Source organism: Olsenella uli, from assembly GCF_901212655.1.
GTDB classification, from domain to species: Bacteria; Actinomycetota; Coriobacteriia; order Coriobacteriales; family Atopobiaceae; genus Parolsenella; species Parolsenella uli_A.
The window spans coordinates 203,240-214,403 of record NZ_CAAKON010000021.1 but is presented as its reverse complement, the minus strand read 5'-3'; the positions used below and the strand labels follow the sequence as shown (position 1 = coordinate 214,403).

Here is an 11,164-nt window from a genome sequence, read left to right as displayed (position 1 = left end):
AATGCGGCCGATTGCGTAGTCGAGGCGCGCGCAGTGCGGGGTTTGCGCACGAAAGCTTGCGATTGCGCCGCCAAGGCAGCCGCGAGGCGAGTTTGTCCGCGAATGCGGCCGATTGCGTAGTCGAGGCGCGCACAGTGCGGGGTTTGTCCACGAAAGCTCGCGATTGCGTTCTTGGTGCGGACTTGGGGACGCCGCACCCCGTCCCGGCTTTTATGGGGCTTGCGACAACAATTCGGTAAGCTTATAAAATCCCTGCTAGATGATGGTGTGTAATTACTCGCCAACTATGCGGCGCTTCAATAGGGGCGACGCAGCGCGAGAGGGGCCTCTCGGGGCGCTTCCGAGAGCGCCGCGGCACCGCAACCGGCGAGATTTCTGGACAAACCGGGGGCCAGGTCTGCCTCTGGTACGCAACCGCCCGCATTTGTGGCACCGAGCCGGCGAAGGATTGGACCGGGCCGGCATCGTGAGGCTTTGGCGCGGCGCCGGGTTGGGGCCGGGGCAGCTCCCGGTTCGCAACCGGCGAGATTTCTGGACAAACCGGGGGCCAGGTCTGCCTCTGGTACGCAACCGCCCGCATTTGTGGCACCGAGCCGGCGAAGGATTGGACCGGACGGGCGGCGCGTGGCTTTGGCGCGGAGACAAGGTTATGCCGAGGCTGCCCCTTGTGCGCAACCGCCCACATTTGTGGCACGGGAGCGGTGTGGGCTGCAGCGGAGGGCGTCGGTGCCGCCTGGGAGTGGATTACCCGTTGCCAAGGCAATGCCGAAGCGGTATGCGGGGATGGCCTCGGCAGCGAAGCGGCGCGGGATTGTGGCAAGTGCCAATTGGTACGGACATGTAATGGTGTTGGGCGGCAAAGGCCGGGCGTCGCGCGAGCGCTTGCGCCGAGCCTATGGGGGATTGAGCTGGGTTAGCACCATACTGCTTTGGCGAGGCTCGGGCCCCGGTCATTAGGTGGTACCCGGGGCCGGACGGACCTAGGCCTGATGCGGGGGTGTCACCCGGGGTCGGACGGACCTAGGCCTGATGCGGGGGTGGCACCTGGGGCCGGACGGACCTAGGCCTGATGCGGGAGCCCCCGCGAGCTGGTTGCGATTGCGAGCTCGGGCGGGATGCCGCCGGCGTCGAGTTCAAGAGCGTCAATCGGGTGTGCGGGCGCGGTTGGAGTGCCTACTCGGGAAAGGCCTTCTGCTCGGCGATGGGGAACTTGGGCTGGGTTTGGGCGTCGGGGTCGCGGTAGCGGGAGAGACCGTCCACGATGAGGTCGCTGGCACCCGCCAGGGCTCGGGCCTGCCAGCGCGTGACGCCCTCGCTCACCACCTCGCCGTCTGCTTGCATGGGGATGGCGACGGACGTCTCGATGGAAATCTCCGAGCCGCGGAAGGTCTCGATCTTGGGCCGGCGGCCGGCGCGACCCTTGGGGTCAAGGAGGCCCGCAAGCAGCGGCCTCACAAGTTGCACGGCGTCGTTGACCTCAAGGATGATGACGTCGAGCTTGCCGTCGTCCATGACACAGCCCGGCACGATCTCGATCTCGCCCTGGATCATGGCGTTGTTGGCTACCAGGCAGGCGATGCCGTCGCGCTCGATGCGCTCGCCGTCCACGTCGATGGTGTAGTGGATGACCTTGGGCGTGGGGTCGGCGAGGGCCGCCATGAAGTAGGCCACCTCGCCCATCGCCTTCTTGTTGGGCGCTGCGGCGCTCATGAGCTCGGCATCGAAGCCGGAGCCCGCCATGAGCGAGAAGCCGCGCACGCACCGCTCGCCGGAGGCGTCGGTCCAGCTCACCTCGCCCAGATCGCAGTTGGCGGTGTTTCTCCAGCGGCATGCGCGGGCAAGGGCCGACGGCTCGGGCGAGTTGCCGATGTTGGCAAACAGCAGGTTGGCCGTTCCCGAGGGGAAGATGCAGGTGGGAACCTGGCGATTTCGCAGGGCGTAGAGCAGGCTCGAGACCGTGCCGTCGCCGCCGGAGAGCACCACCACGTCGTACTCCTCGGCGTCCCTGAGCTCCTCGGTTGCGTCGAACGAGTCTGCCAGCACGCGGAGCACGCACTCGTCACCGGAACGCACGAGCTCACGCTCGAGGGCAAAGATGGCGTCCGAGCCAAAGCCCGAACGCGGGTTGTGGACGATGAGGCAACGCATGAGGCACCTCCAGGCGCGGCCCAGGTGGCCGCGGTCGTAGCTGCTATGATGAAAAGTCGCGTGCGGCCGCGTCGCGCGCACCTGACATGGTAGCCGATTGTCTCTCGGCGCCTTAGCCGTCCATATCGCCCCGACTGGGGCCGAAGGGGTCACACGTGTTCATCTCTACGCCGGAGGAGTTGCGCGCCTTCTGCGACCGCGCCTCCTCATCAAAGGTGCTCGCCGTCGACACTGAGTTCTTGCGCGAGCGCACCTATCACCCGCGTCTCTGTCTCATCCAGCTCGCCACCTCGCCCGATGACATCGCGGCCGTGGACCCCCTCGTACTTGAGGATCTGTCGCCCGTGGCCGAGCTCTTCCGCAACCCCTCGATCGTCAAGGTGATCCACGCGTGCTCCCAGGATCTCGAGGTCATTGACGGCACGCTTGGCTGCGTTCCCGAGCCGATGTTCGACACGCAGCTCGCTGCCGCCTTCCTGGGCCACCGCATGCAGCTGGGCTACGGCGCGCTTGTGGAGAGCTACACGGGCGTTCACCTCGCCAAGGCCGAGAGCCTCACGGACTGGTCGCGCCGCCCGCTCGACCCCGAGCAGCTCACGTATGCCGAAGATGACGTGCGCTACCTGCCGGGCATCTACGAGCGCATGATCGACGAGCTCGTTCGCGCAGACCGTCTCAACTGGGTGCTCCCCGAGATGCAGGCCCTGCTCGAGCCGTCCCACTACCGCCACGAGCCCACCGAGGCATTTCGGCACCTCAAGCGCTCGAGCCAGCTCACCCGCAAGCAGCTCGCCGTTGCGCGCGAGGTCTGCGCCTGGCGCGAGCGTACCGCCTCCAAGCGCAACATCCCGCGCAAGTGGGTGCTCTCTGACGAGGTGGTGCTCGAGATCTGCAAGCGTGGTCCCGCCGACGACGGGCGCCTCAGGCGCATCCGCGGCACCGAGCAGCTCTCCGAGCGCGATGGCGAGGCGGTGCTCCATGCCGTGGGCCGCGGTCTCTCATGCCCTAACTCCGAGCTCCCGGGCGCTCTGCGCCATGTTCGCCCCACGGGCGAGCAGGAGAGCGTGCTTGACCTCATGTACGCGATGCTCCGCATCATCTCCGAGCACAGTGGCATCGCCGCGCAGCTCATCGCCACGCGCGACGACCTCCTCGAGCTTATGGTGGGTGCCAAGGGGTCAGCGCTCACGCAGGGTTGGCGCGCCAAGCTTGCCGGCGAGCCTCTGAGGGGCCTGCTCTCCGGCGCCTGCGGCCTCACCGTGAAGGACGGGCGCGTCGAGATCCTCTAGCGCGGGTTTCTCTCATGCGGACCTCGCGGCGACGCCGCACGGGGTGTGTCTCACAGGGTGTCTAACCTGCATTGATGCGCCTCTACGCGCTTGGGGCGTGGGGACGGTGGCGCTCTTGGTCGGAGCTGGCGCATGGTGCCAGGCCCCCGTGCGAGTCTTTATGTCCGGAACAGGGTACATACTTGCGAACAAACGCGGCCGGCGCTCTGGTGCCGGCCGCTCAAGCCTCGCTCGAATGGAGGGCGCATGTACTACGGATACGGCTATGGCTGGGGGTTCGACCCGGCCTACCTGCTGCTCGTGATTGTCTCGACGGTGCTGGGCCTGGCCACCCAGTCCTATATCAAGTCCACCTATGCCACGTGGTCGCGCGTGCCGCTTGGCACGTCGCTCACGGGGGCGGACGTGGCCCGGCGCATGCTCTCTTCAGAGGGCGTCTCTGGCGTATCCATCGAGCCAATAGCCGGCGAGCTCACGGACAACTTCGACCCCACGGGCAACGTCTTGCACCTCTCCTCCGGCAATCTGAGGGGAGGGTCGGTGGCGAGTGCCGCCGTTGCCTGCCACGAGGCGGGGCACGCGGTTCAGCATGCGCGCGGCTACGTTCCGGGACGCATTCGCTCTGCGCTCGTGCCGGTGGTGAACTTTGCCTCCAACGCCTGGATGCTCGTCTTCTTTGCCGGGGTGTTCATGGGCCTCACGGGCCTCGTCCAGCTCGCCGTGCTGCTCTTTGCGTTCTCCGTGCTGTTCCAGATCGTGACGCTGCCGGTGGAGTTCGACGCCTCGCGCCGGGCCGTGGCCTACATCGAGCGCAGTGGCTTGGGTCCCGAGGCGGTACGCGGGGCCAAGAAGGTCCTCACGGCGGCGGCGCTCACCTACGTCGCCGCGGCGCTCGTGTCCATCCTGCAACTGCTCTACTACCTGAGCCGCACCCAGAGGAGGGATGACTAGCATGGCCTGGGGACGTTCCGAGACGGCCGGGCGGGTCGACTTTGCAGCCGCGGCCGAGCGCCAGGGCGCAGACGGAGAGGCCCCACTTTCCGTGAGCCAGGCCGTGAGCACCGCCAAGGCGCGGGTGGGCGAAATTCCCATGCTGCTCGTCACGGGCGAGGTCACGGGCTTCCGCGGCCCCAACGCACGCTCCGGCCATTGCTACTTCCAGGTGAAGGACGATGCCGCCGCGATGGACGTCATCGTGTGGCGCGGCGTCTACCAGGCGAGCGGGATTCAGCTGCGCGACGGCATGCAGCTGCAGCTCGCCGGCAAGTTCGACGTGTACGTGGGCTCGGGCAGGCTCTCGTTCATCGCCAAGCGCATCTCGGTGGCGGGGGAGGGGCTCCTGCGCCAGCAGGTGGCCGAGCTTGCCCGCAGGCTCGAGGCCGAGGGACTCATGGCGCCCGAACGCAAGCGGCCCATCCCGCGCTTCTGCACGCGGGTGGCCGTGGTGACGAGCCTCTCGGGCTCGGTCATCGACGACGTTCGCCGCACGCTCAGGCGCAGAAACCCGCTCGTGGAGCTGCAGATGGTGGGCTGCCAGGTGCAGGGTCCGGGGGCTCCGGCCACCATCGAGCGCGCGCTCGCGGTGGCCGCGGCGGCACGTCCCGATGCCATCCTGCTCGTGCGCGGGGGTGGCTCGTTCGAGGACCTCATGACCTTCAACGACGAGGGCCTGGCCCGTGCCGTCGCTGCGTGCCCCGTGCCTGTGGTCACCGGCATCGGGCACGAGCCGGACACCTGCATCTGCGACATGGTGGCAGACCGGCGCACCTCCACGCCCACGGCTGCGGCCGAGAGCGTGGCGCCCGCCCTGGACGAGATCGTGGCCTCCATCGATGACCGCCGTGTGAGGCTTGGCCGCGCCATGGGCGCGCGCCTGGAGCGCGAGGGCCAGGAGGCCGAGCGTCTGGGCGCGCTGGCCGAGCGCTCGATTCGCTCGACGCTCTCCGCCGAGCGCGTGCGCGTGGACTCGCTTGCCCGCCACCGCTGCCTCACGGACCCGAGCAGCATCGTGGACGACCGCGTGGCGGCGCTCATGCAGGCCGAGCAGCGGCTCGTCGATGCCATCCCGCGCTCGCTTGCCCAGAAGGCCCAGAGACTCTCGGACGTGGCGATGCGCATGGACGCCGCGGCCACGCGCATCGTGCGCCCGCACGAGCAACGGGTGGGGAGCCTCGCGGCCACGCTGGACGCCCTCTCGCCGCTCAAGGTGCTGGGCCGCGGCTATGCCATCGCCCGCACGACGGATGGCCACGTGGTCACGGACGCCTCTGCGCTCGCCGAGGGCGACGAGGTAAGCGTCCGCGTGGGGAAGGGCTCGTTTGAGGCGCGCGTCACGGGCGTGTCTTAGAGGCTCGCCTCAGGCGCACGGGACGGCACGCTCCTGTACCTGCAAAGGCGCGAGCCCAAACTGGTGGATGCGCGGGCCAAAGTGCGCTGGGCAAGGGCCCGTTCGTGTCTAGAATCGGTAACAGGCGCCGCTGCGGTTGCCCGCGCGGCAGTAGCAAAGGAGGGGCGCCATGGCGCTCGACAAGAACGAGAAGCCTATCGACGAGATGACCTTCAAGGAGGCGTCCATCGAGCTCGAGCAGGTGGTTCGCTCGCTCGAGGGGGGAGACCTCGAGCTCGAGGATGCGCTGGCGCGCTACGCCCGCGGCGTGGAGCTGCTCAAGAGCCTTCGCGAGCGCCTGAGCAAGGCCGAGCAGAAGGTGCAGGTGCTGCTCGACGCCACCGACGAGCCCGTGACGCCCGACACCACGGCGGCGCCCTCCACTGCGTTCATCAACGACAAGTAGGATGGTCGTGTCGCGGCGGTGAGCCGCTGCCTGCCCGCTGGCTATGAGTGCCGGGGGCCGGGCGTGAGCTCCCTCGGCACGTGAGCGCCTTGGCGTGCGAGGGCCTCGTGCCCCGCACGCTCAACCACCAGCCGCCCCGGGCGGCCCAGAGCGAAGGAGAACCCATGTCCGACTGCATCTTCTGCAAGATTGCCAACCACGACATACCCTCGACCGTCGTCTACGAGGACGAGCAGGTCATCGCGTTTCGCGACCTCGAGCCGCAGGCGCCCACGCACGTGCTCGTCATCCCCAAGAAGCACTACGCCAACATCGCCGACGACGTTCCCGCCGAGACGCTTGCCGCCATGGCAAACGCCATCAAGGAGGTCGCTAAGGCCGAGGGCATCGAGGAGAGCGGCTTCCGCGTGATCACCAACGCCGGCCCCGACGCCGGCCAGACCGTGCACCACTTCCACATGCACGTCCTCGGCGGCAAGAACCTTGGCATGGGCCTGCTTCCCGGCGACGCAGAGTAGGCGGTCGAGGTCTTTGGCGGCGCCACGGGACGGCCGTCCCGCGGCGCCGAGCAAGTCGGGCGAGCGATAGGGGCGCGTCATGGGGCAATCGCCCCCGCCGTGCCGAGTAAACCAGCCGGAGTACAACTCCCGAAGCTGATTTGCGGAATGTCGCTGTATCATGGTCAACCGGGAATCTGCGAGTGGCACTCACTCGCGGCCAATCGGTGCGTCGCTATTTGGAGGATAACCACATGAACGTTCTCGTCATCAACGCAGGCAGCTCCTCGCTCAAGTACCAGCTGCTCGACGTGGACACCCGCGAGGTGTACGCGAAGGGCAACTGCGAGCGCATCGGCATCTCCGGCTCCTTCGTGGGCCACAGCGAGATGGGTGGCGAGAAGGCCGAGACCAAGGTCGCCATGCCAACCCACAAGGAGGCCATCGACTGGGTCCTCAACAACCTCAAGGGCCTGAACCTCAAGATCGACGGCATCGGCCACCGCGTGGTCCAGGGCGGCTGGTACTTCCCCGAGTCCACCGTGGTTGACGACGACGTCCTCGCCAAGGTCCGTGAGGTTGCCCCGCTGGCGCCGCTCCACAACTACCCGGAGGCCGACGTCATCGACCTGTGCCGCAAGGCCATGCCCGAGGTTGGCAACGTCATCGTCTGCGACACCTCCTTCCACTACAACATGCCGGCCGAGGCCCACACCTACGCCCTTCCGAAGGACGTCGTCGCCGACCTCCACATCCGCAAGTACGGCGCCCACGGCACGAGCCACCGTTTCATCTGGCGCGCCGTCCACGAGCTCTATCCCGACACGCACAAGCTCGTGAGCCTGCACCTGGGCTCCGGTGCCTCCCTGTGCGCCATCGAGGATGGCCACTGCATGGACACCACCATGGGCCTCACCCCGCTCGACGGCCTCATCATGGGCACCCGCTGCGGCACCATCGACCCGGCCACCGTGTTCTACCTCTCCCGTGAGGGTGGCTACACCATCGACCAGATCGACACGATGATGAACAAGAAGTCCGGTCTCGCCGGCATCACGGGCGGCAAGTCCGACATGCGCGACATCGAGGCCGGTGCCGAGGCGGGTGACGAGAGCTGCAAGCTCGCCATCGACATGTGGAGCTACCGCGTCGCCTCCCAGTTCGCCACGATGGTTCAGTCCATGCGCGGCGTGGACACCATCGCCTTCACGGCCGGCGTGGGCGAGAACTCCGCCGAGATGCGCGCCGAGGTCGTCAAGCGCCTCGAGTGGATGGGCATCAAGATCGACGATGCCAAGAACGCCGTTCGCTCCGGCGACCCGCGTGACATCTCCGCCGAGGACTCCAAGATTCGCGTCCTCGTGGTCCCGACGAACGAGGAGCTCATGATCGCCTTCGACGTCAAGGAGCTGCTCGGCTAGTTCGTGGCCGATACGCACATCCTCCCGCGCCCGCACTCCATGGGCGTGTGACGGGGTAAGGGCTTGGCGAGCATAAGCGTTGTCATAGGGCGGCGGGCCTTCGGGTCCGTCGTCCTTTTCTGTTACCTCCCGGAAACGTACCTCCTCTATCATAATGACTAGAATTGTTATCGCTTCGTTAATTACCTACTAACCCGATAGGATTATCAGTATTTGCGGTAGTATCTAGCGTGTCAAAACTCACAGGAAATGCGGCCTGCTCGTATGGGGCCGCTCCCAAGAGAAAGGACCACCATGTCCAAGCTATCCAACCTCACGCTGGGTCGCCGTCAGTTCGTTGCCGGCGCTGGCCTTGGCATCCTCGCCGCCTGCGGCCTCGCCGCCTGCGGCTCCACCGACGCCGCCCCCTCGTCTGACGCCGCCACCACGGCCGCCGCGACCGAGGACAATTCCGTCAAGATCGACGCCAGCGCCTTTGACGCGCTGATCGCCGCCGGCGCCACCGCGGACGACGCAACCATCGCAGCGAGCAGCTGGGCCAAGAAGGTCAAGGACGCCGGCACCCTCCGCGTTGGCGGCACCCGCACCTCCACGCTCTTCAGCCTCCTCAACGAGCAGGACAACAAGGTCCGTGGCTTCGACGCTGGCCTCTATCAGCTCCTGACCCGCTACATCCTGGGTGACGAGTCCAAGTTCGACCTCCAACAGGTCACCTCCGACACGCGCGAGTCCGTCCTTCAGAACGACCAGGCTGACGTTGTCTTCGCCACCTACTCCATCACTGACAAGCGCAAGAAGGTCATTTCCTTCGCTGGCCCGTACTACACCTCCCAGCAGCAGGTTCTCGTCAAGGCCGACAACACGGACGTCAACTCTACCGACGACCTGAACGGCAAGAACGTCGCCGCCCAGTCCGGCTCTACCGGCCCGCAGATCGTGGCCGATGTTGCTCCGCAGGCCACCGTCCAGGAATTCAGCACCGACGAGGAGGCTCGTGCCGCCCTGGACCAGGGCCGTGTCGACGCCTACGTGATCGACGTGAACCTGCAGCTTGGCAGCATGGTCAAGAATCCGGGCAAGTACCGCCTCGCCGGCGATCCCTTTGGCCCCAAGGACGAGTACGGCATCGGCCTGCCGCTCGACTCCGACGGTGTCGCGTTCGTTAACGCTTGGCTCAAGAGCATCGAGGACGACGGCACCTGGGCTAAGCTCTGGAAGATTGCCATCGGCGACCGCACCGGCGTCGAGAACGTTCCCGAGCCGCCCGCGATCGGCGCCTAGTCTCAGCCGAGACCCTCGGGCGGGATGGCAGCTGGCTCTCGTCCGAAGACATTGCACGAAAGGGGCCTCCGCTTGCGGGGGCCCTGTCTGATTGGGGGTGACCATGGGGCTCACTGAGCTTCTCTCCACATACGGGCAGAACTACCTGTCTGCCCTCCTCGCCACCTGGGGCATGACGGTGCTCTCGTTCGTCTTCGTCATGATCCTTGCCGTGCTCGTCACGGTCATGCGCGTGTCCCCGTTCAAGCCGCTTCGCGTGGTGGGGGACCTCTACACCCAGGTGTTCCGAAACGTCCCTGGCGTGGCGCTGCTCATCGTCATCGTCTACGCGCTGCCCAACCTCAAGATTGTCTTTGACTACCGCACCTGCGTCATCGTGACCACGATCCTTTTGGGCGCGGCCTTCGGGTCCGAGAACTTCATGAGCGGCATCAACACGATTGGCGTCGGGCAGATCGAGGCCGCCCGCTCCATCGGGCTCGGTTTCACCAAGATCCTGCGTCTCGTGGTGATTCCCCAGGCCCTGCGCACCACGGTGCTCCCCATGACGAACCTCCTCATTGCCGTGATGCTCACCACGGCCCTGGGCTCCCAGGTTCCCCTGAACCCGGCCGAGCTCACCGGCGTCGTGTCCTACATCAACACGCGCTCCACCGGCGGCATCCTTGCGTTCCTGATCTCGGCCTTGGGCTACGCGCTCACGGCCGTGGTCGTAAGCTCCGTGGGTAACCGCATCGACAAGAGGGTGAGGATTCTGCGATGAGCCAGACTACCAAGGCACGCACCATCCGGGACGCCCTCTACGAGGTGCCCGGCCCCAAGACGCGCCGCAAGATGGTCATCGGCACGGCAATCTCCGCCGTCCTCGTTGCGTGGGGCATCTCCCTCATCGTCCAGCGCTTTTATGTGGCGGGGCAGTTTGCCCCCAAGTACTGGACGTTCTTTGGCCAGGCCTCCACGTGGTCCTTCCTGCTCAAGGGCTTCGAGGGCACCCTTCAGGTGGCCTTCGTGGCAGGCGTCATCGCGCTCGCGCTCGGCCTCGTCCTCATGCTGGGGCGTACGAGCAGCATCAAGCCTGTTGCTGCGCTCTGCCGCGTGGTCACGGACTTCTTCCGCGGTGTCCCGAGCCTTTTGCTCATCTACTTCTTCTTCCTCGTGGTGCCGCAGTACGGCATCAAGATGAGCTCGTTCTGGATGATCACGCTGCCGGTGGCCCTCGCCGCCTCCGGCGTGCTTGCCGAGGTGTTCCGCGCCGGCGTCAACGCGGTACCGCGCGGACAGGTGGAGGCGGCCCTCTCCATTGGCCTCTCGCCGATGAGGACCACCTTCAAGATCGTGCTGCCGCAGGCCATCCGCTACGTGATCCCCACGCTCATCTCGCAGCTCGTCGTCGTGGTGAAGGACACCACGGTGGCCTACGTGGTGAGCTACCCGGATCTCTTGCAGAACGCGCGCGTCCTCATCACCAACTACGACGCGCTCGTCTCGGTCTACTTCACCATCGCGATCATCTACGTCATCCTCAACTACCTCATCCACCGTGCGTCGCTTGCCGTGTCGCGCAAGCTCGGCGTCAAGATCATCGACTAGCGGAGGCTTCACATGACCCAGGAGACCAAGCGCGCCACGGCGGAGGGCACGCCCATCATCGAGCTTCGCCACGTCGAGAAACACTATGGCGACCTGCACGTGCTCAAGGACATCAACCTCGAGGTCGACCGCGGCGAGGTGCTCGT

11 protein-coding genes (1 of these 11 only partly in view) are annotated in these 11,164 nt (G+C 66.4%); 10 read left to right on the top strand and 1 reads right to left on the bottom strand.

From position 1 onward, the window contains the following. Positions 1-1,173 precede the first annotated feature (1,173 nt). Positions 1,174-2,148 carry a diacylglycerol/lipid kinase family protein gene (locus tag EFAMC2_RS04625; protein WP_154027537.1) on the bottom strand — a complete coding sequence of 325 codons (975 nt, stop codon included), beginning with the start codon at positions 2,146-2,148 and terminating at the stop codon, positions 1,174-1,176. Positions 2,149-2,303: 155 nt separating this feature from the next. Between EFAMC2_RS04625 and rnd the strand changes: the two genes are divergently transcribed. The 10 genes from rnd to EFAMC2_RS04575 form a co-directional block, all read left to right on the top strand. After that, positions 2,304-3,437: a ribonuclease D gene (gene rnd, locus EFAMC2_RS04620; protein ID WP_154027535.1), complete on the top strand. Its 1,134-nt coding sequence runs from the start codon at positions 2,304-2,306 to the stop codon at positions 3,435-3,437. 246 nt (positions 3,438-3,683) lie between these two features. After that, on the top strand, positions 3,684-4,388 hold the full coding sequence (locus EFAMC2_RS04615; protein WP_154027533.1) for a zinc metallopeptidase: 705 nt from the start codon (positions 3,684-3,686) through the stop codon (positions 4,386-4,388). Between the two features lies 1 nt (position 4,389). After that, positions 4,390-5,784, top strand: a complete 1,395-nt coding sequence (gene xseA, locus EFAMC2_RS04610) for an exodeoxyribonuclease VII large subunit (protein ID WP_154027531.1) — start codon at positions 4,390-4,392, stop codon at positions 5,782-5,784. A gap of 169 nt (positions 5,785-5,953) precedes the next feature. Next, positions 5,954-6,229 carry an exodeoxyribonuclease VII small subunit gene (gene xseB / locus EFAMC2_RS04605; protein WP_154027529.1) on the top strand — a complete coding sequence of 92 codons (276 nt, stop codon included), beginning with the start codon at positions 5,954-5,956 and terminating at the stop codon, positions 6,227-6,229. A 164-nt stretch (positions 6,230-6,393) separates the two neighbouring features. After that, the gene (locus EFAMC2_RS04600) at positions 6,394-6,747 is read left to right on the top strand and encodes a histidine triad nucleotide-binding protein (RefSeq protein ID WP_154027527.1); all 354 of its coding nucleotides are present in this window, start codon (positions 6,394-6,396) and stop codon (positions 6,745-6,747) included. Positions 6,748-6,980: 233 nt separating this feature from the next. Next, complete coding sequence (locus EFAMC2_RS04595; RefSeq protein WP_154027525.1) at positions 6,981-8,147, top strand: acetate/propionate family kinase; 1,167 nt, start codon at positions 6,981-6,983, stop codon at positions 8,145-8,147. 294 nt (positions 8,148-8,441) lie between these two features. Beyond that, a complete protein-coding gene (locus EFAMC2_RS04590; RefSeq protein ID WP_154027523.1) occupies positions 8,442-9,428 on the top strand; it encodes a glutamate ABC transporter substrate-binding protein in 987 nt (328 codons plus the stop codon). Positions 9,429-9,531: 103 nt separating this feature from the next. Then, complete coding sequence (locus EFAMC2_RS04585) at positions 9,532-10,191, top strand: amino acid ABC transporter permease (protein ID WP_154027521.1); 660 nt, start codon at positions 9,532-9,534, stop codon at positions 10,189-10,191. Continuing rightward, positions 10,188-11,018, top strand: a complete 831-nt coding sequence (locus tag EFAMC2_RS04580; RefSeq protein WP_154027519.1) for an amino acid ABC transporter permease — start codon at positions 10,188-10,190, stop codon at positions 11,016-11,018. The genes EFAMC2_RS04585 and EFAMC2_RS04580 overlap by 4 nt, the downstream gene beginning before the upstream one ends. Before the next feature lie 12 nt (positions 11,019-11,030). Further along, positions 11,031-11,164, top strand: partial view of an amino acid ABC transporter ATP-binding protein gene (locus EFAMC2_RS04575; protein WP_315985352.1) — the beginning only. The gene runs 643 nt beyond the window's last position; only the first 134 of its 777 coding nucleotides appear in the window; its start codon is at positions 11,031-11,033; the stop codon falls past the right edge of the window.